General features: G+C 64.8%; 12 protein-coding genes. 7 read left to right on the top strand and 5 right to left on the bottom strand.

What is annotated here, in order from left to right; genetic code table 11:
* Window positions 1–68 precede the first annotated feature (68 nt).
* From ACTIFV_RS15980 to ACTIFV_RS15955, 6 genes are all read left to right on the top strand, one after another.
* Entirely contained in the window at window positions 69–1,037 is a 969-nt protein-coding gene (locus ACTIFV_RS15980) for an enolase C-terminal domain-like protein (protein ID WP_439593788.1), read from the top strand.
* The gene (locus ACTIFV_RS15975) at window positions 1,037–2,293 is read left to right on the top strand and encodes an alpha-L-fucosidase (protein WP_439593787.1); all 1,257 of its coding nucleotides are present in this window, start codon (window positions 1,037–1,039) and stop codon (window positions 2,291–2,293) included. Before ACTIFV_RS15980 ends, ACTIFV_RS15975 begins: the two co-directional genes overlap by 1 nt.
* Window positions 2,290–4,065, top strand: a complete 1,776-nt coding sequence (locus ACTIFV_RS15970; RefSeq protein ID WP_439593786.1) for a glycoside hydrolase family 36 protein — start codon at window positions 2,290–2,292, stop codon at window positions 4,063–4,065. The genes ACTIFV_RS15975 and ACTIFV_RS15970 overlap by 4 nt, the downstream gene beginning before the upstream one ends.
* Before the next feature lie 2 nt (window positions 4,066–4,067).
* Window positions 4,068–4,421: an L-rhamnose mutarotase gene (locus tag ACTIFV_RS15965; protein WP_439593785.1), complete on the top strand. Its 354-nt coding sequence runs from the start codon at window positions 4,068–4,070 to the stop codon at window positions 4,419–4,421.
* A 222-nt stretch (window positions 4,422–4,643) separates the two neighbouring features.
* The gene (locus ACTIFV_RS15960) at window positions 4,644–10,148 is read left to right on the top strand and encodes a discoidin domain-containing protein (RefSeq protein WP_439593784.1); all 5,505 of its coding nucleotides are present in this window, start codon (window positions 4,644–4,646) and stop codon (window positions 10,146–10,148) included.
* Between the two features lie 115 nt (window positions 10,149–10,263).
* Window positions 10,264–10,638 carry an ADP-dependent NAD(P)H-hydrate dehydratase gene (locus tag ACTIFV_RS15955; RefSeq protein WP_439593783.1) on the top strand — a complete coding sequence of 125 codons (375 nt, stop codon included), beginning with the start codon at window positions 10,264–10,266 and terminating at the stop codon, window positions 10,636–10,638.
* Window positions 10,639–10,986: 348 nt separating this feature from the next.
* On the opposite strand, the gene ACTIFV_RS15950 is transcribed toward ACTIFV_RS15955, so the two are convergent.
* The 5 genes from ACTIFV_RS15950 to ACTIFV_RS15930 all read right to left on the bottom strand — a co-directional run bounded on the left by ACTIFV_RS15950 (window position 10,987) and on the right by ACTIFV_RS15930 (window position 19,089).
* Entirely contained in the window at window positions 10,987–11,376 is a 390-nt protein-coding gene (locus ACTIFV_RS15950; RefSeq protein WP_439593782.1) for a DUF2510 domain-containing protein, read from the bottom strand.
* A 1,076-nt stretch (window positions 11,377–12,452) separates the two neighbouring features.
* Window positions 12,453–15,221, bottom strand: a complete 2,769-nt coding sequence (locus ACTIFV_RS15945) for a family 78 glycoside hydrolase catalytic domain (protein WP_439593781.1) — start codon at window positions 15,219–15,221, stop codon at window positions 12,453–12,455.
* A gap of 121 nt (window positions 15,222–15,342) precedes the next feature.
* Entirely contained in the window at window positions 15,343–16,323 is a 981-nt protein-coding gene (locus ACTIFV_RS15940; RefSeq protein WP_439593780.1) for an NAD-dependent epimerase/dehydratase family protein, read from the bottom strand.
* A gap of 99 nt (window positions 16,324–16,422) precedes the next feature.
* A complete protein-coding gene (locus ACTIFV_RS15935) occupies window positions 16,423–17,904 on the bottom strand; it encodes a GH39 family glycosyl hydrolase (RefSeq protein ID WP_439593779.1) in 1,482 nt (493 codons plus the stop codon).
* A 21-nt stretch (window positions 17,905–17,925) separates the two neighbouring features.
* Complete coding sequence (locus ACTIFV_RS15930; protein ID WP_439593778.1) at window positions 17,926–19,089, bottom strand: FAD-dependent monooxygenase; 1,164 nt, start codon at window positions 19,087–19,089, stop codon at window positions 17,926–17,928.
* A gap of 109 nt (window positions 19,090–19,198) precedes the next feature.
* Here ACTIFV_RS15930 and ACTIFV_RS15925 point away from each other — a divergent pair, with 109 nt between their 5' ends.
* On the top strand, window positions 19,199–19,876 hold the full coding sequence (locus ACTIFV_RS15925; protein WP_439593777.1) for a TetR/AcrR family transcriptional regulator: 678 nt from the start codon (window positions 19,199–19,201) through the stop codon (window positions 19,874–19,876).
* Window positions 19,877–20,174: the final 298 nt, after the last annotated feature.

Below are 20,174 nucleotides of genomic sequence, written 5' to 3'. Positions count from 1 at the left end.
CTCCCGCAGAGCCGCCCTTTGTGTGGCGCTCTGGTCTTCTGGGCAGCCCTCGGGGGGGCATGGGGTCGGTGCTACGCATCGTCACCGACGAGGGCATCGAGGGCCACGCCATCTCAGTGCGGCCCGGCACCGACGCGGCGTTGAAGCACCTCGTTGACACCGTGCTGCGCGACGAGCTCGTCGGTGGAGACCCACTCGCCCGCGAGTTCTGGTGGCACCGACTGTGGGAGATCGACCGCACCGAGGAGCTGCCGAGTTACCTGCGCAGCCTGACAGACGTCGCCTTGTGGGATCTCGCGGGCAAACACGCAGGTCTTCCGGCGTGGCAGCTGATGGGTGGGTTCCGCACCGAGCTTCCCGCGTACGCCTCGACGTCGACCTTCAGCTCCATCGAGGAGTACCTCGACGTCGCCGACCAGTGCCTCGAACTCGGATACTCGGCGATCAAGTTGCACGCGTGGGGCGACGCGCGCCGCGACGCCGAGCTCTCTCGACGGCTCCGCGAGCACGTCGGGCCTGATGTGCCGCTCATGTATGACGGTTCGGCCGCCTTCGACCTGCCCGACGCCGTGTACCTTGGGCGGGCGCTCGCAGAGGTCGACTACCTCTGGTACGAAGAGCCGATGCTCGAGTTCAGCGTGACAGCCTACAAGTGGCTTGCCGAGAAGGTCGACGTGCCGCTGCTCGTCGCTGAGACGTCGGATGGCGCCAACATGAACACGGCGGACTTCGTCGCGAGCGGGTCAGCCTCCATGGTGCGCATCGGCACGGAGCTCCGGGGTGGTTTCACTGGGGCGCTGCGAATCGCCCACCTCGCGGACTCCTTCCGGCTGCGGGCAGAAGTCCACGGTCCCACACTCACAAGCCGCCACCTCTGCATGGCGGTCTCCAACACGAGCTACTACGAATCGCTCGTCACCTCCAACCCGGTCCGACGTGAGGTGGGCGTTGACGCGAACGGGATGATTCAGGCACCGACGGGCGCGGGGGTCGGACTCCCCGCCGGAATCGACTACCCCACGGAGGTTTCGGTCTGATGGCACGCGCGGAGTGGTTCGATGAGGCCCGGTTCGGCATGTTCCTGCACTGGGGCCTCTACTCCATCCCCGCTCGCCACGAGTGGGTGAAGCAGCGCGAGGAGCTCGACGACGACCACTATGACCGGTACTTCCGGCACTTCAACCCTGACCTGTACGACCCCGCTGATTGGGCTGCTCAGGCTAAAGCCGCGGGCATGAAATACGTCGTGTTGACGAGCAAGCACCATGACGGCTTCTGCCTATGGCCATCGGCCCTCACCGACTACTCGGTCGAGAACACGCCCTACGGGCGTGACCTCATCGGGCCCTACGTCGACGCGCTTCGGGCGGAGGGGCTCAAGGTCGGGCTCTACTACTCCTTGATCGACTGGCACCACCCGGGCTTCACAATCGACGGAATCCATCCGCAATCCAACGATGAGGAAGCCAAGCGAGAGCCGCGGGACTGGCAATCGTACGTCGACTACCTGCACGGCCAGGTTCGGGAGTTGCTCACGACCTACGGCCAGATCGACTACCTGTTCTTCGACTTCTCGTACAACATCTTCCGAGTCTGGAATGGCAAAGGCCCCGACGACTGGCAGTCCGAGCGTCTGCTCGCGATGGTGCGTGAACTCCAGCCGAACATCCTCGTCAACGAGCGACTGGGGATCCCGGGTGACTTCATCACCCCCGAGCAGTTCGCGCCGTCTAACGGGTTGCAATCGGGAGGTGAACCCGTGCGCTGGCAGGGCTGCCACACCTTCAGTGGGAGTTGGGGGTACGACCGCGACAACTTCGACTGGAAGTCGTCACACTTGCTCACGACCCTGCTCATCGACACGGTCTCGAAGGGCGGCAACCTGCTGCTCAACGTCGGCCCGAACGCCCGCGGCGAGTTCGAGCCGCGCGCAGTCGACCGCCTCGCGGCGATGGGAAAGTGGATGAGGTTGCACTCACGTGCCATCTACGGCGCCGGAGCGAGCGAGCTGACCCCTCCGCCGGACAGCCGCTACACCCAGCGCGGCGATCGCCTCTACCTGCACATCTTCGAGTGGCCTCTCGGCAGAATCCACCTGCCCGATCTGGCCGGCAAGGTAGAGCACGCGCAGTTCCTGCATGACGGGTCGGAAGTGGTCATCGACCTTGTCAAAACCACGTCGCTCGCCCACATGGATGACGCCTCCCGCGATCCGGGAGTGTTGACGTTGCTGCTTCCCATTCATCGTCCCGACGTCGAGGTGCCCGTGGTCGAGATCTTCCTACGCTCATGACAGTGCGGCTGGCGATCCCAGACATTACGATCTCCGGCGACGCGGACGGATTCCGCTCGAGCTGGACGCGCCGCGAGGTCGGTGACGGCGTCGCCGAGTTCGACGTCACGATCGAGGCGGATGCCGTCGGCACCCCGCCGGTATTCACGATCGAGTGGCGCGTGCCCATGGTGGGCATTCATGCGCGATGGCATCCCGGAACGTACCTCGACAAGGGACTGCTGCCCGACTACGCGACCGGTTTCGTCGCTAACGCTACCGCGCTCGCTCCCGTCGCCTCGCTCTACAGCCTAGACAACACGAACCGCCTGACGTTCGCTCTGTCGGACGCGCTTTCGACAAGCGTCGTGAGAACCGGCGTGAACGAGAACACGGCCACGATGGTGTGCGGCATCGACCTGTTCACCGAGCCGCGTGACCCGTTCGATCGCTACACCGCGACGCTGCGCGTCGACGCGAGGCCTCACACCTACGATCAGGCGCTCGCAGACGTCGCCCGCTGGTGGTCGGAATTGCCCGGGATGACACCGAGCGACGTCCCCGAGCGTGCCCGCGAGCCGCTCTACTCCACCTGGTACTCGTATCACCAAGACCTCACCGCGGACGACATCGAACGCGAGTGCCGCGCTGCGCTCGAACTCGGGTTCCGCGGGGTCATCGTCGACGACGGCTGGCAGACGGATGGCGTCGGCACGGGGTACCTGTCATGCGGCGACTGGGAACCCGCCGCGTCGAAGTTTCCAGACATGCGGGCCCATGTCGAGCGAGTGCAAGCTCTGGGGATGAGCTACCTGCTCTGGTTCGATGTGCCGCACGTCGGCGAAAACACGAGAGCGTTCGAGCGGTTTAAGGATCAGATGCTCGGATACTGGCGAGCCGGGAACGCGTGGGTGCTCGATCCGCGTTTCCCCGAGGTGCGGGAGCACCTCGTCGCGTTGTACGAGCGTTGCCTCCGGGAGTGGGGTCTCGACGGATTCAAGGTCGACTTCGTCGACAGCTTCCGTACTCTCGGGCTCGAGAACGCGATGGTCGACCGCTCCGACGGCGGCCGCGATCTGGCTTCCGTCGCGGTCGCGGTCGACACGCTCCTCTCCGACACCATCGCGCGGCTTCGGGCGATCGATCCCGACGTCATGATCGAGTTCCGCCAGTCGTACATCGGTCCGTACATGCGAAAGTACGGCAACATGTTCCGCGCAGCCGACTGCCCGAACGATCCGCTGCGCAACCGAGTGAGCATCCTGGATCTGCGCGCCCTCGCCGGGACTTCGTCGGTGCACGCCGACATGCTCATGTGGCACGAGGCGGAGACCGCCGAGAATGTCGCGCTGCAGTTCGTGAACACGCTGTTCGGTGTGCCTCAGGTCTCCGTTCGGCTCGACGACCTGTCCGACGATCACGTGCGTGTGGTGCGTCATTGGCTCGCGTTCGGTGTTCGCTACCGGGACGTGCTTTTGCGCGGCGAGCTGCGCGCCTCCAACCCACAGGCGCATTACCCACGCGTGTCGGCGCGCACCGACGACGCGGTCGTGAGGGTCGCCTACGACGTCCCGACGTTCGAACTCACCAACGACGACCCCCCGACTGCTGCGCTCGTCAACGGCTCGACGAACGGCCGGGCGATGCTCACACTGGGTTCGAGCTGGGCAGGAGCGACCGTCCAGATCTGGGACGCCCGTGGGGAGCTCGTGGGGCGGATCATCGGTGTGGCCGGTTTGTCGAGTCTCGATATTCCCGTCGCCGGCTACGCCGAACTGACGCGGGGTGCGTAACTGTGCAGCGGCATCTCTTCCTCATCGGCGTGCGTCCGGAGGCGCGTGACCGCTACCTCGAGCTGCATGCAGCTGTCTGGCCGGATGTCGAGGAACGACTTCGGCAATCGCATATTGACAACTACTCGATCTTCATCCACGAAGACCTCCTGATCGGCTACTTCGAGTACCTCGGCGAGGACCTCGCGGCCGACATGGCGCGCGTCGCCGCCGACCCCGTCACCCAGAAGTGGTGGGAACTCACCGAGCCATGTCAGGTGCCGCTCCCGCGGGTGGCGCGCGGCTGGGTGGAGGCGGCCGAGGTGTGGCACCTCGGCCCATCGACGTCTCACCCGCGCGGCGTCGAACGCGATTAGTACTACTCACGGGGTCAAGCGGAGCCACAGGGGCCCCACAAATGTTGATGCCTCTCGATTAAGCAGGACTTGCTCAGACGGAATCAGTACGATACATTCGCTCGAAGTATCGCGCTGGCCCTGCCCGCGCGGAAGCAGTCGCAGGTCTCCCGCGATTCGCGACCGACATCACAAGGGAGTGAAGTGTCTACTACGTCGTATCTTTCTGTTCGCAGGCCGACCGTGGTCTTGGCCGCAACGGTCGCCCTCATCGCGATGATCTTCTCTGTCGTCGTGGGGACCCCGCTAAGCGCTCGCGCCGACGACCCCAACGTCGCCGTCGGCAAGATCGCCTCGGCCGACTCCGGATCGGGCACCGCCGAGTACGGCATCGACGACAGCATCTATACCGCGTGGCGGGCGGATGACGGGTCTCCCGGTCACTATTTCCAAGTAGACCTCGGCACCGCGCATACACTCAGCGGCTCTGCGGTCGTGTGGGAGGCCCCGTACCTCATCAAGTACAAGATCGAGGTCTCGACCAACGGCACCACGTGGACGACCGCGGTCGACAAGACCAACAACTCCTCAAGCGACCAAGTACAGACCGACACCTTCAGCCAGTCAGGTAAGCGCTACGTGCGCATCACCATCACCGACCTTCCCGCCGGCACGCACGCGAGCATCAACGAGTTCCGCATCTTCGGGGTCACGGGCGGGGGCGGCCCGTCCGCACCCAGCTCCTTCACGCAGTCGTCTCCGGCATCCTCGGCGACCGGGGTCTCCACGACGCCCGCGCTGTCGTGGACCGCAGCTGCAGGCGCGACGAGCTACGCCGTCGTGGTCTCCACCAACAGCTCCTACTCGAGCCCTGTCGTGAACGCCACCGGGCTCACCGGGACCTCGTACACGGTGCCGTCGGCTCTCGCGAACAGCACGACCTACTACTGGAAGGTCACGGCGAGCAACAGCGGCGGAAGCACGGTCGCCTCCAACGCCGGCATCACCTTCACGACCACGGGCGCCGCCACGACGATTCCGGGCACGTTCACCCAGACGGCCCCTGCGGCGTCGGCGACGGGGATCTCCACAAACCCGACGCTCACCTGGGGCGCGGCCTCGGGCGCCAGCACCTACGCCGTCGTCGTCTCGACCAACTCGTCGTTCTCGAACCCGGTGGTAAACGTCACCGGGCTCACCGGCACGTCGTACGCGGTACCGAGCGGTCTCGCGAACAACACCCAGTACTACTGGCGGGTGACGGCGACGAACGCCGCGGGCAACCGCATTGCCGGAAACTCCGGCATCTCGTTCACGACCGGCGCCGCCGCGCCGGGCGGCTTCACGCAGTCGTCGCCGGCGTCGGGCGCGTCCAACGTCTCCACCACGCCGACCCTCTCGTGGACCGCCTCGCCGGGGGCTACCAGCTACACGGTCGTCGTGTCGACGAGCAGTTCCTTCGCGAGCCCGGTCGTCAACTCGTCGGGCATCACCGGAACATCCCTCGCCGTCACCCCGCCCCTCGCCGCTGGCACCCAGTACTACTGGCGGGTCACCGCGGTGAACGGGGTGGGCTCGACTCAAGCCGGCAACGCCGGGGCGAGCTTCACCACGAGCGCCGGATGCGTCGGCACGTGCACGGGTCTCACCTCGGGCGCCTACGTGGTCAACAATGCGAATAGCACCATCAGCAAGGTCGAGCAGGGCACGACGGTGGCGCAGTTCCTGGCCAACGTGAACGCGCCCTCGAACTCGACCGTGCAGGTCTTCAAGGACAACGGCTTCACCCCGCGCTCCGGTTCGGATCTCATCGAGACGAGCAACCTCGCGGTGGTCTCCGGTGCGGTGAGCAAGACGTACACGATCTCGGTCATCAAGACGACGCTCATCGGGACGATCGCCGACACGTTCGACAACGCCGCCGGTAACGACACCCTGGGCGGGTGGGGCCTGCCGTACGGAGGTTCCGTCGTCACGGTGAGCGGCTCCAACAAGGCGCTCAAGATCGTCAACTCGGGTGAGAACGCTTTCGACCAGAGCCGAAACTTCGCGCCGGTCTCGGGCACCGTCCGGGTGACCGAGCGGATGCTCTTCACCAACCTGTCGTCGCTCAAGTCTGCTCCGCGCATCTTCGGCAACGCCGACCTCATCGGTGAGCTCCGGCTGCAGAACGGCCAGCTGCTCATCAGCAACGGCGGGAGCTGGGCCGTCGTGGCCGGCGGCGGGGCGATCGCGCCCAACGTCTGGTACGACATCACCGTCGAGGTCGACACCGACACCGACACCTACAAGGCGTGGGTCGGAACGGCGGCGCCGAGCGGCTCGCACCCGCTCCTGACACCGGCGTCGTCGGTGTCGGGCATCGCCTATGTGCTCCCGCAGAGCGACACCGGCGGCATCCAGATCGACTCGCTCCGCGTCGACAAGGTCGACCAGGCGAACATCGCCGCTCCGCTCAGCAGCATCGCACGCGCGTCGATCGCTAACGACTACTTCGTGGTGACCGACTCCGGCAACTCGGGTGGTGCGATCACTGTCTACACGAACACCTCCGTGAACGACCTGCTGTCGCGCGTGTCCGGGGTCAATGGGGGAGCGATCGCCGTACCGGGCAAGACGGGTGCGAGCATCCTCACCGGCAGCGACACGGTCGTCGTCACCTCGGCCGACGGGAGCACGACTCGCACGTACTCCGTCTCGGTGGCCGTCAACACGAACGCGAAGGTCTACTCGCTTTATGCACCGGTCGTCGTCGACAACTCGGCCGGCACGGTCTCGGGAATCGAGCAGGACACGTCGGTGGACACCCTCCGCGGTCTTCTCGAGCCCGCGAAGAACGGGTCCTTCGTCATCAAGTCGCAGAGTGGAGCGACCAAGACGACGGGGATCATCCTCGCGACGGACACCCTATTGGTGACGGCGGAGTCGTCCTCGGTCAGCCCGCGGACGTTCACCCTGTCGCTGCTTCCGGACACGATCGTCGCGCGGTACTACGTCGATCCGGTGGCGGGCAACGACGCCAACTCCGGCACCATCGGTAGCCCGTTCCGGACTCTCGCGCAGGCGAAGTCGACCGTCAACTTGGTGAAGAACGGCATCAACGGGGACATCGGGATCTACCTCCGAGGAGGCACGTACCAGCTTTCGGCTCCCTTCGTGCTCAACGGGTTGGACTCCGGCGTCAACGGACACAAGATCGTCTACAAGGCGTACCCCGGCGAGACCCCGAGCCTCTCCGGTGGTGAGGTCATCACCGGGTGGACCGTCGACAAGACCGTCGGGGGAAACACCGTCTACAAGGCGAACGCGCACTCGCTCACGTTCGGTCAGCTCTACGTGAACGACCGACCCGCCACACTGGCTCGGTTTCCCAACGCGGGAACCGAGAACTCCGTGACGGGCTGGGACCTCAGCACAGGTTCGCCGAAGGTAGCGACCTCCGAGGTGCCGTCCTTCTCGAACCCGTCGAACAACCCGGCACGGATTCGTGTCCAGGCCCGGTGGATCGACATCGCTCTCCCGATCCAGTCCCTTACGTCGGCCGGCGGCGTGACCACGGTCACTCCGACGAGCCCAGCGAGTCAGCCGGCGGCGAACATGGCGCCCGGCACGCAGGGACCGGGTAACCCGTACCACTTCGACAACGCCTACGCGTTCTTGGATGTGCCGGGTGAGTGGTACCTCGACAAGTCGACGAACACGGTCTACTACGTCGCGGCTCCGGGCCAGTCGATGAGTTCGCTCAAGGTCGTGGCGCCCAAGCTGGAGGAGATCGTCAAGTTCCAGGGCACGCTCAACAACCCGGTGCGCAACATCGAGTTCAACGGCGTGACGCTCGAGCACACCACGTGGTTGGCACCGCTGACCGATGGCTACATGTGGGGTTCGTGGTCGTCGTTCCCGTCGTACACCGACACCACGGGCAACAAGCAGCCCGGGTGGACGACGGCGGTGGCTCACCGTCCGCTGTCGGCAGTTCTCATCGAGAAGGCTCAGAACATCTCGATCGTGAAGAGCACCGTGCGGAACACGGGAGGCGTCGGCATCTTCCTCCGCGAGTCGCAGAACAACTCGATCATCGGTAACGCGATCTACGACGTGGGCTACCACGGGATCCAGGCCGGCATGTTCCAGAACTTCGACTCCGACGTCTACCCGGGCGTCGACTACGAGAAGGGCACGCCGACCGATACGCGGTACATCCAGAAGGACGACGTGATCGCGAACAACTACATCTCGCGGGTCGGGTCGAACTTCCTCGGCGGCATCGGGATCAAGTTGGGCTGGATCAGCAACACCGTGATCGAGCACAACGACATCTACAACGTGCCGTACTCGGGAATGATGCTCGGAAACGGCAAGCCCACGTTGGTCTCGCCGCTCGGCAACCTGCAGGTGCGCTTCAACAACGTGTCTCGGGCCAACACGCTCCTCTCCGATGGAGCAGCCATCTACGCCTACGCGAAGCACTCGCCTAGGACCGTCATCGAGGGCAACTTCCTCCACGACGGGTTCTACTCGCAGTACGAGGACAGCTCGAACGTGCTCGGCCTGTACTTCGACGACGGTGCCAACGGATTCACGGTGAAGAACAACCTGGTCACCAACATGGTGAGCGGCTTCATCAACGGCGGCGTGGGCGAGCACATCGATCGCGGAGGGATCTTCACGGGCAACCAGCCGACGAATCCGGCCGAGATCGCGAGCATCATCGCCAACGCCGGTCAGGAGGTGCCGTACCGGTTCCAGCGTCTCGCGCCGACCGCGACGCACTTCCCCGGCACGGTGCGGCTCACGAGCGGTGACACGGGCGGCCTGAGGGTGCGGTTCGAGTTCGCGCCCGGATGGACGGTCTACTACACGACGAACGGTTCCACGCCCACGACGAGCAGTTCCGTCGCGAGTGGGTACGTGACCATTCCGACCGGCGCCACGACCCAGCTCCGGGTCGTCGCGATCAACAACTCCACGGGCGCGAGGTCCGAGGAGTTGGCCGGAACGTATGTGATCGAAACCGTGCTGTACCAGTACTCGCTCGACGGCAACACCGCGACGGCACCCATGATCGAAGGCCACACCCGGTCGACGTTCGTGCAGCAGTCGAGCGGATGGCGCTGGAGCGGCTTCACCCCGAAACCGGCGAACCCGGATGCCACCCCGCCGGCCGCCGGCGAGGAGTGGAAGGACGTCGACACGACGATGTACCTCGACCCGGGTGTGGGAGCGCACATCCAGTTCACCGGGCGCCCCACGGGCAGCGGAAGCACCTCGGGTGCCTACGCGTACTCGATCGTGTCGTCCACCGGATCGTCGACGACGGCGAACGGGTCGCTCAACGGGCTGCAGGCCGCGCGCGTCGAGGTCGGTTCGGACGGAGGGGCCTGGCCCTACCTTCCGGCCACGGCCAACATCGCCGGTCCGCCCTACCCGGCGGTGACGCGTCTGCTCATGCGTGACGGCAACGGAACCTGGTTCCTGTCGACGGCATCCACGGCACCGACGATCAACAAGGCGGGCAACTTCACCTTCGCTCCGTTGAACACCCTGGGCTGGCAGCAGTTGAACACCGCCAGCCAGGCGATCCTCAACAGCGCGCCTAACCCCGATGCGCGGGTCGGAGCGATCTCGGTGAACTCCGCGCTCGTCACCCCCGATCTCTCGCAGATCACGGGAACCGGTCTCTACATCGATTCGGTGGCAAACGAAACCTCCTACCTGAGGTTCCGCGGCATGACGTTCCTCGGCTGATCTGGACGCGATACCGCTCCCGAGCGACTGGTCGGGGACGACTCGTTCAATCGAGTCGTCCCTGACCACGTCCGTCACCGGTGCTGACAGAGGCGGAGATCCTGCTGGGCGAGATATGGATGACGATCGACGTGCCGACGTGCGGGAGATCGCGCGGCGTGACCACGCGGTCGTCGCGTGTTGCGGGACGATCGCAATCCCATCCGGGGAATGCTGGGAGGTTCCCGTCGGCGGCGCCGGGCTCGGCACCTCGGGCAGCGGCGATGTGCGAGCCGGAGTCATCGCCGGACTCGCGGCCCGCGGCATCCCTGGGGAGCGCGCCGCTGTCTGGGGTTCTTGGGTGCACGGCGAGGCCGGTGACAGACTCACCGAGCGCGTCGGCATCGGATTCCTGGCACGCGACATCGCGCGAGAACTGACCGCCGCGCTGACATCAGTTGAGCGCCCGTCGGTGCGCTGTCGACGGCTGGGGCGCGGCGCCGGACGTTGATTGGGTCCGCGCCGAGTCGGCTCACCGTGGGCGCTCCGGCGTGGACCCGCCCGCCAGGACAGTCGCGATCCAGATGGGCGAAAGACTGCAGCGCGCCCCGTCAGTCTCCAACCTCCCGTCAGGGTGGGGAAGAATTCGGGAAAGAATCGGCCCGAGATCTCCGTCATTGGGCACAGCCACGAAAGGTATCAAACGCGTCAACCACAGGGGAATGGCGGCCCGCACACTCGTGAAATGCGATTCGTCGGAGTTCAAATCCCTGCGTCTTCTGGAGGTAGCCTGCATTTCCGTCCGCGCTGGATGCGCGACGGTCCTGCTGAGCGCGAAAGCGACGCGGTCGGTGGTGCGTCAGCTGAGCCGCTCGAACACCATCGTTGCCTGAATCCTGTCGCCCCCGCCGAATCCGCCGCTTCCCGATGACGCCGTGCTGATGGTGTGAAGTCGATAGCCGAGCGCCGCCTGCTTGTTAATCACCTTCTCCAGCTCAGTGAGGTTTCCTGATCCCGTCCCGAAGAACTTCTCTTTGAGCACGACCTGTAGGACGACGTAGCTCATCCCGACGGGCGCAGGGCGCGGTTGCGCGCCGGCAACCGCGTCAGCCTGCGCGCGGCTGATCATGCCTTGCAGGCCCGGCTCCTTCGGTCCGGCTTCTTGGAAGGAGTCGGTCCACTGCTGACCGTCCCACCACCTCTGTCTGCCGGAGCCGTCGTCGTACCACCCCGCCTGTGTGTCAGCCACGAGATCCTCGATTCGTCTTGTGTTGCTCGCTAGCGCAACCGTAGTGGGAAGGCGGTGTCAGCCGATCAATAGGTGCGGTGACGGTCATCGGTGTAGCGGCCGACATACACCGAGCCATCCGAAGCCTCCTGCCTTAGACGATCAGCAGACGGTGTTGGCCGCCCCGGCTGCCGGTTCCTCGGCAATGATCAGTGACAATGCGATCTGACGACGCATCCGGTCCGTCGGAATCGACTCAAGGTTTCGCGTCGACCACGAGTTGCGCGCACACAAACGGAACCCCGGCGTATGTGTGCACTAATGTGGGAACCGAGCGTCGATAACCGCGGAAATACAAGATGTTTCGCCCTCCATCCTTCGGTCTACGGATTAGAAGGACGCGGGAAGAATTCGGGAAGAATCGTGCCGAGTTCGTCCCCCTGAGCCACAGCCGCGAAACGTCGAAATCCGTGTGAGCACAGGCGGTGGCGTCACATACACCTACGAAATGTCAGTCCGTCGGAGTTCAAATCCCTCCGTCTCCGCCACGAATGTGTGAACTCGGACCTGAGTCTCCCGGCCTAGCAGGGGACACAGCTCGGAAGTAACCGACTACGGATTAGAAGGACGCGGGAAGAATTCGGGAAGAATCGTGCCGAGTTCGTCCCCCTGAGCCACAGCCGCGAAACGTCGAAATCCGTGTGAGCACAGGCGGTGGCGTCACATACACCTACGAAATGTCAGTCCGTCGGAGTTCAAATCCCTCCGTCTCCGCGAGAAAAACCCAGGTCGGCGTGAATAAAATCCGACATGCGGGAAGAAGTCGGGAAGATGTCCCGCGGAATCGAGTCGCCTAGCCTCACCCCGCATCTGCTCTTCGCCCAGAATGCAGGACTGAGTTGACCTCTTTCGCGGCGTACGGGTGTCGCCACACGAGCCGGTATAGATCGATATCAGCGTCGATCGGACGGCCATCCGGCGGTGTTCCTGGCCGTCGCCTCCGCCCCGATCGCGCTCGATCAACTGAGAGCACGTGCGTCGCCTTGCACTCGAGTCTTCTTTGCTTGCCCCGATCGGCGGCATCTCGTCGATCGAGGTTACGCGCCGTCGCGCAGCAGAATCACCCGTGTCGCTCCAGGGTGAACCGGCAGTCCCGCGCCCTCAGGCCGCGAACCGGAGGTGCCCTCGGTCATAGCGCTCCAGCCGGGTGGCAACGCGAGAGTGCCGGTCACTCCGGTCGGCAGTACGACCTCGATCTCGATGCGGGAGCCGACGCGTGCCCACGCGCAAGTCACCTGTCCGTACGGGGTCTCGATGCGCGCTTCGACGTGGCTCACCGGTCCCTCTATATCGGGAGCGATGCGGACGGTGCGGAAAGCAGGCGAGGTCATGGTGATGCCGCCCACGTGCCGCATCATCCAGTCAGCCACGCACCCATACGCGTAGTGGTTGAGCGATGCGTGCTCCACAGTGCCATCGGGACGTATCGCCCCCCACGTCTCCCAGATGGTGGTCGCACCGCGATCGATTTCGTAGAGCCACGAAGGGAATGAGTCCTGGTGCAGGACGTCGCGAGCGACGTCGAGGTGGCCGTTCTCGCTGAGGGCGTCAAGGTAGACCGGGATGGAGACGAAGCCCGCATCCAGACGGTTCCCTCCGGTTCGAACAGCGTTCGCCAAACGTTCCGCGACCGTCCGACGATGGCGTTCCGGTATGAAGCCCAGTTGGAGAGCCAGAGCGGCCACGCCCTGCAGCTCGGTGGGCAGGCGGCCATCGGCGGTGAGGTACTCGGCAGCGAACGCTTCCCGTATCTCCGCGACGCGCGCCCGATAGATCCAGGCCGTCTCCGCGTCACCCAGGATCTCTGCGATGGCGCCCAGGAGCTCGGTGACGTGGCCGTGATACATGGCGCCGACGAGTTCGCCCGTCTGCCGGGGGGCCTCCATCATCTGTCTCGGGTCATCGCTGGAGAGCGTGCTCGGCACGAGCCAGTCGCCGAAGTTCGGCGTGCCGTTCCACAACAGTCGTTGTCGATCGCGTTGCGCGTCCGACAGGGTTACGCCACGCAGCCGGGGAGGAAGGATGTCGGCCGCCTGGCGGGACTGGAACTCGTGCCAGCGGCGCATCGCGTGGTAGTTGTCGCCGAGCACGCGGAGATCGCCGTAGTGCCGGTACATCGCCCAGGGGACGGTCACGATGGCGTCGCCCCAAGCGGCTGACGTCGAGAGCACCATGATGTCGTCGTCATAGCTCGGCGGCGGCTCTTCGAAGAAGTAGTCGAAGACTGGCGGCCAGGGGATGATGTTCGGGACCGCTCCGTCGGTGCGCTGGTCGGCACGAACATTCGTCAGCCATCGGTCGAAGAAGTTGCCGACCATCATGAGCGTCGCCGCCGTCGGCGCGAACAATTGCGCGTCGCCGGTCCATCCGAGCCGCTCGCGCTGAGGGCAGTCGGTCGGGATGGATAGGAAGTTGCCGCGCTGGCTCCATTGAACGTTCTCGAACAACCGGTTGAGTCGCGCGTCGGAAGTCGACAGTGAGGCGGTTTCGGGGAGGGCGGAGCCGATGACCACGGCGGTGAAGTCCGCTGCGCGGACGGTTCTGACCCCGTGCACACGCGCGTAGCGGAAGCCGTGGAACGTGTATTGCGGCTCCCATTCCTCGACCTCCTCCGAGCCGACGATGTATACGTCCCGTTGGTCCTTGTTCGGGCCGTGGATGTTGTCGAAGAACTCTCCGGCTTCGTCGAGGACTTCGGTGTGCTCGAGGGTGATGACGTCACCGGGGGTTCCGCGAACCCGCATCCGGACCCGGCCGGCGATCACCTGACCGAAGTCGATCACGGTGTCTCCGCTCGGGGTGGTCAGCACCTCGCGGGCGGCCAGCTCCCGGAGCCGTCGCACCGGTTCGCCGACGAAGGGGACGAGGGCGGCGTCGACGTCGACTGTTCTGACGTTGTCCCAGTGGGAGTCGTCGAAACCCACTCGGTTCCAGTCGGGCTGCTTCATGCGGGCGTCGTACTTCTCACCGATGGCGAGGTCGGAGTAGCGGATCGGTCCGTCGCTCGTCACCGCGTCTGCGCTCGAACCGTATCGTCGACGGTCGCCGAGGGCGTCCTCGACGCTGAGCTGCCAGCGAAGTCGGAGTCGATGACCGAACTCGGCACTCGCCCCGAGCATGCCCACGCGACCGGCGAACCACCCGTCCGCGACCTCGAAGGCGACGATGTTGTCCCCCGGCGTGAGTAGTTCGGTGACGTCGTAGCCCTGAAACGAGATGTGCGAGCGGTAGCTGTCGTTGCCAGGGGCCAGCTCTTCCTCGCCGACGCGACGACCGTTGATCCATGCCGTGTAGACACCCTGAGCTGTCGCATAGAGGCGGGCTCGGGTCACGGCAGAGGGCACCGTGATGCGCTGACGAATGCGACGTGGGGGATGCAAGCGCGCATCGGGGGGTGTGTCTGAGACGTACGTGAACATCTCGTGAAAGCGATGAGCTCCATCCTCGGTGACATCCGGCTGCGTCGGCTCGATCCACGGGTGGACCCACTCCCCGGCATCCAGCAGCGAAGTGCCGAATGCGCACTCCGCCCAGTCCGACGAGGCATCCGGATACCACGCCCGAACACGAGCACGGTAGTCGGAGTCCGACCGCAACGGCTTCCCGTCGTACTCCACCAGCGAGCTTTCCTGTGATGCCACCAACCCGGTGCTCCACAGCACCTTTCCCGCAGCGTCCCGCACCTCGATCTCGTAGCCGTCCTGACGCTCGTGCGCGGTGTCAGGGATCCACGTGAAGCGTGGCCGGGTGGTGTGCAGAGCCGTCGGCTGCGGCATCCGCTCGACCGTCAGCACAAGGCGGGTCATTGTTCGTCCCCCGGGATCAGTCGAAGCGAATGTGCGGCGCAGGGCGCTGGGTTTGCGATCGGGTGGCGAGTGTCGCTGAGGAGTATCGAGAGCATCTTCATCCTGTGTTCGGTGTGCCGGTTCAGACAGCGATGTGCAGCAGTTGTCGCGCCGAAGCCTGTTGGATGGCGATCAGCTGGTCCTCCCAGTCGTCCGGCGGGACGTCCTCGATGAGTCCCTTGCTGCTGAGGTAGTCGTACGCGTCGGCCAGGCCGTCGCGCAGCGAGATTCTGGGACTGAATTCCGGGACGTCGCGCTGCAGCTTCGCGCAGGAGAAGAGGAGGTTGCGGGAGAAATTGCCGGGCACGAGCATGAACTTCTGCGGGTCCAATGTGAAGAGTGTGCCGGCGTCGATCGGAACTTGCTCGACGTGCTTTCCGATGACGTCCATTGCGGTGGTGTGTACGTCGGACCATGTCGTGTGTGTGGGGTTGACCAGGATGTAGGTCTGCCCGATGCATCGTGCCCGCTCGACTGCTCCGACGAACGCTGGGGCTGCGTCGTCTACGTGGAGGAGGTGGTGAATGGCGTTGCCTTCGCCGACCTTGAGGATGGGCCGCCCGTTTCGGATGCGGTCGAGCCACCGCGTGTCGATGCCGAGCTGACGCACGACCCGGTTGCGGCCGTATGTTGTGAAGGGCTTGATGATGGTGACAGGGAAACCTTCGGTGAGGTTCGCCGCCTCGTACAGCCGGTCTAGGGCGGCCTTTTGCACGCCGTACGGATGCGTGCTCGCCGTCGGGTGGTCCTCGGTGACAGGCAACCATTCGGGATTCTCACCGAAGGTCGACACTGTGGATGTGTGGACGAAGTGACCGACGTCGCGGAATGCCTGCAGGCTCGCCCGTCCCTGCTCAGGCGTGAAGGCGATGAAGTCGATCGCGGCGTCGAACCCCTCGGCCTGCATGGCTGGAATGAACCAGTCCAGATCCGCGCGATCGCCGACGAGAGCTCGAGCACCATCAGGAATCGCGGCTTTGCCGCGGGTCACACAGGTGACCTCATGCCCACGCTTCAGCAGCGACTTCACGACGGCGGTCGAGATGTTGCCGCTGCCGCCCACGATTCCTACTCGCATCTTGTCTCGGTCCCTTGCGGTTGTGATCAGATCCGCGCTCCTGCTTCGCACGGATGGATTCGTTGGCTACGAGGGAATCGACTGTCAGTCCGGGCGAGCCGTCACCTCGACGAGCGTCGCTGACTGTGCGGTGATGTCCAGTTCGATCGTCAAGGTGCCGGCGTCGGAAACGCGGGCTTCGCGGAGTTCGCTCGCCTCACCGGTGAGGGTGGTCTCTGCGATCGTCACGGTTCGGCCGGCCCAGGGAAGGTTGGCGATCGTGACGTGCGCCGATGTCACGCCGGCCGAGGCCAGCGCGGCGCGCTGTGGGGGCATCGCCAGGCTGAGCTCGATGCGTTGGTCGCCGATGGGGATACGGAAGGAGAACGTGTCGCCTTCTCTCTCTTCGAGGGCGGATTCGGGCGCGACGAAGTTCGCCACAAGAACCCGTACCCTGTTTCCCTCGCGACTGGCCGCGCAGGCGAATCCCGACTCATCGCTGCCCGTGACCGCGAGTCGGTCGCCGGTCATCGTCTTCCCCGCGAAGATGAGTGCTTCAGCCCGTTCGTCGGGTCCGGCAGTGCTGTAGATGCCGGCGGGATCGGTCATGCCGTAGTGGGGATCCAGCCCGCTGTCAGCTCGAAAAAAGAGGGCTCGGTCGATGACGGTGTCCTGAAGGTAGATCGACGCTGCCGCCTGGAAGGCCCCCTTCTCGTCGGAGGGGGCGGAGCTCGTGGGGATGGAGAGGTAGTTCCAGTAGCACAGCATCAGCTCTGTCTTCGTGAATCCGTATTCGTCGAGCAGGCGTCGCAGATGCTCGCCGACGTAGCCGAAGTTCAGAGGATCGCGACTGGAGTCGACGAACCACAGGAAAGAGAAGAAGTCCAGCGGGAGGTGGCGCTCGCGAACGAACGAGAGAAAGCCCTCCCGGTAGGCGGCATCTGCATTCAAAGGGAAGGCGAGCGCGGGGCCCCCGACGGTGAGCGATTCGTCGACGCGCCGCACCGCCGCGCAGAAGGCCGCGTACATCTCGTAGAACTCTTCCGGACGTCCGGCGAAGTGCAAGGGGCCCAGATCGGGTTGGTCGCCGAACTCGAACATCCGGATTGGGGTGGCGGGGCCGCTTGCCCACCCCTGCGCGTAGTGACGGACGATGTGTTCGACGACCCGCCCGTACACATCGATGTCGTGCGCGGGCAACTTGTTCGATGGGATCGAGCTCGCGACGGTGAAGAGCACTTCAGCGCCGATGGCGTGCACGGCGGCGACCCACTCGTCGGTCGCCGCGAAGTTGTAGCTCGCGGCGTCATCCGGGTCGGCATTCCAATCGGGGAACAGGCTGCTCGGGTTGTTGCGGGTGTCGAGACGCGACACCCAGTCGAAGGAGCGAACCAGTGTCACGCCCGCTTTTTTCCAGATCGGCGTGACGTCAGGGAACTGCGGGAACCCGATGGCCGGGCCGGGAACGCCACCGACACCATTCAAGGGCTTGAAGGCGCGCACATCGCTCGCGTCGACATGCACCGCGCGGACGGAAGGGGCAACCGTGTCGACTGTCGTCGGTGAGCTTTCAGGGGGCAGGGACATCAATGTCTCCTCTACGGCCGATCAGATGGGCATTCTCAGGAGCCGGTTCGCGTACTCGTTCGCGATCGGCTCATCGTGGGCAAGGAACTCGATGCGGCGCTGGAACGTCTCGGGAGTCACCGAATCGAACTCTTCGTTCATCGACTCGATGGATCGATCGTGAACTGCGCGCACGCGGGGAAGCCGTCGCCTCATGACGGCGAGCTGCGCGTCGAGCAGTGACTGGTCCTTGGCGAGCTCCTGAGCGAGCACGATGCCGTCTTCTATGCTCATCGCGGCGCCTGAGCCGAGGTAGGGGGTCATCGCGTGCGCAGCGTCGCCCAAGATCATGACACGACCGCGGAACCAGGGGTAAGGAACCCACACGGTCGAGTAGGGCGTGTACGCGACGCTGTCGGAGTGGAGCACGTCCCCGAGCGCGTCGTCCAAGAAGTCCGCGCCTCGCATGAGCTCAGACGCGCGGTCGTGCATGATCGTCGGCATCTCGGCCGGTTCGTATCGCGGACGACCCGTCTCCGCCACCGTGAGAACCATGTACATGGTTTCAGCGGATAGCGGGGTCAGCATGATCTTGCCGCCGTACCCCTGGCAGATGATGGGCTGGGTCAGCCCCCGCCGATTCGGTAGGGCCGAGCGCCAGGCGACGCCGCCGACCGGCTGCGGGTCGTATTGCGCGCCGAAGTAGTCGTGACGGATTTGGGAGTTGATGCCGTCGTAGCCGATGACCAGGTCGTAATCCGCGCCGTCTCCAGTGCTGAAGACCACGCTGACGCCGTCATCGCGCTGGTGTAGCTCGGCAACGCCCGTGGCCAACCGAATACTGCAACCGACTTCGAGTGCGCGCTCCGTCGCAATCTCGAGGAAGCCGATCCTCGACATGGTGATGCAGCTGGGGACGTCTGCATCGGGCGGCCCGTAGCTCATGTTGCTCAAGAAGCGTCCATCGGGGCTGTAGCAATCGATCCCCGGGGCCTGCTGACCGACCTCGATGCATCGCTCCAGCAGACCGATCTCGCGGATCGCGCGCAGGCCGTTGATACGTAGCCCGAACCCCACTCCGCCAACGCTGCTGTCGGGCTTGATGTCGATGACGTCGACCTGCGCGCCGATCTGAGCCAAAGCCGTCGCGGCACACAAGCCGCCCAGACCGGCTCCCACGATGAGGATCCTCCTTGCGTCTGACATGCCCTGCTCCTCTCTGAGTGGGTACCTGACCGAGCTACGATAAACTGAAGACGAATTCGTATTCGTATCGACCCACGCTATCTTTGGAGCAGCGAAAGGGCAAGGTGCTATGAAGTCCCGAGGGGCGGAGAAGTCGACAGAGGCGTCGCTGCCTCCGGCGACACAGGAGCGCAGCCGCGCGTCGCTTGAACGAGTGCTGGACGCCGCGGTCGCGCTCCTCGTGCAGCGCGGAGCGATGGGTTTCACCATCGCCGAGGTCAGCGCCCTCGCGGGTGTTGCAGTCGGCACGATCTACGGCCGCGTCGGCAGCAAAGAATCCTTGCTGCTAGCCGTCTCGTCGCGAGAGCTCGATCGCATCGATGCCGAGACGACGACGTCGTTGCAGAAGATTGCCCAAAAGGGCGCCACGATAACCGACGCCGTCGCTCTTCTGGTCGATGCGCGACTGGCGATTCTCACTCGCGAGGCGACGTTGCTGCGCGCTATCATCCGCGCGGCCGACGAGTACCCGGCTACTGCAGGACGCGGCAACGCCTCAGGTTTCCTCGCACAGCGCACGTTCACTGAAGCGCTCGGCGTTGTGTGTCGCCGCTTCGATGTCGCGGTTACAACTGACGACCTTGAGTGGGCGGGGGATGTGGTCGAGGCCGTAGCAACACGCCACCTGAGCATCGGGCTCCCCGATCACGCAGCTCCTGCTCGCCGCGTCGATTCCCGCGCGTTCGCTGAGCGGCTCACCTTGACCGTCACGCCCTTCCTGCTCGCCAGAGCCACGCCGGCTTTCTAGTCGCCGGAGATACCACTGGCGTTGACGAGGCATACCGGGCGACCCGGAAAGGCTCCGCGTCCGCGCCGGTGGGAACACAGCTGCGAACAATCCCGCGAGATTGGATGCAGCGGGATGATCAGTTCGAGACGCGAGATCCGCAAGACGTCGCGGATCTGTGACTCGATGAGAGCGCTGTGATGCCGTCGCTCGAGGGCGCCTGCACCGCCAATGGTTAACCGCTTGACCATGACTCGCCCGTTCTGCTACGTTCATGAATAACCGGTTAACCATCCGGTGGGAACAGTCAACGACGAGG

It is taken from the genome of Microbacterium sp. (assembly GCF_051860965.1).
GTDB lineage: Bacteria > Actinomycetota > Actinomycetes > Actinomycetales > Microbacteriaceae > Microbacterium.
Note: the sequence above shows the minus strand (reverse complement) of the source record. Positions and strands in the feature narration are given on the sequence as shown.

What these genes read in the sequence shown, in the direction of transcription:
- ACTIFV_RS15975 (WP_439593787.1), top strand. Translation starts at nt 1,037, where the DNA reads ATGGCACGCGCGGAGTGGTTCGATGAGGCCCGGTTCGGCATGTTCCTG.
- ACTIFV_RS15970 (WP_439593786.1), top strand. Translation starts at nt 2,290, where the DNA reads ATGACAGTGCGGCTGGCGATCCCAGACATTACGATCTCCGGCGACGCG.
- ACTIFV_RS15955 (WP_439593783.1), top strand. Translation starts at nt 10,264, where the DNA reads ATGGATGACGATCGACGTGCCGACGTGCGGGAGATCGCGCGGCGTGAC.
- ACTIFV_RS15945 (WP_439593781.1), bottom strand. Translation starts at nt 15,221, where the DNA reads ATGACCCGCCTTGTGCTGACGGTCGAGCGGATGCCGCAGCCGACGGCT.
- ACTIFV_RS15935 (WP_439593779.1), bottom strand. Translation starts at nt 17,904, where the DNA reads ATGTCCCTGCCCCCTGAAAGCTCACCGACGACAGTCGACACGGTTGCC.
- ACTIFV_RS15930 (WP_439593778.1), bottom strand. Translation starts at nt 19,089, where the DNA reads ATGTCAGACGCAAGGAGGATCCTCATCGTGGGAGCCGGTCTGGGCGGC.
- ACTIFV_RS15925 (WP_439593777.1), top strand. Translation starts at nt 19,199, where the DNA reads ATGAAGTCCCGAGGGGCGGAGAAGTCGACAGAGGCGTCGCTGCCTCCG.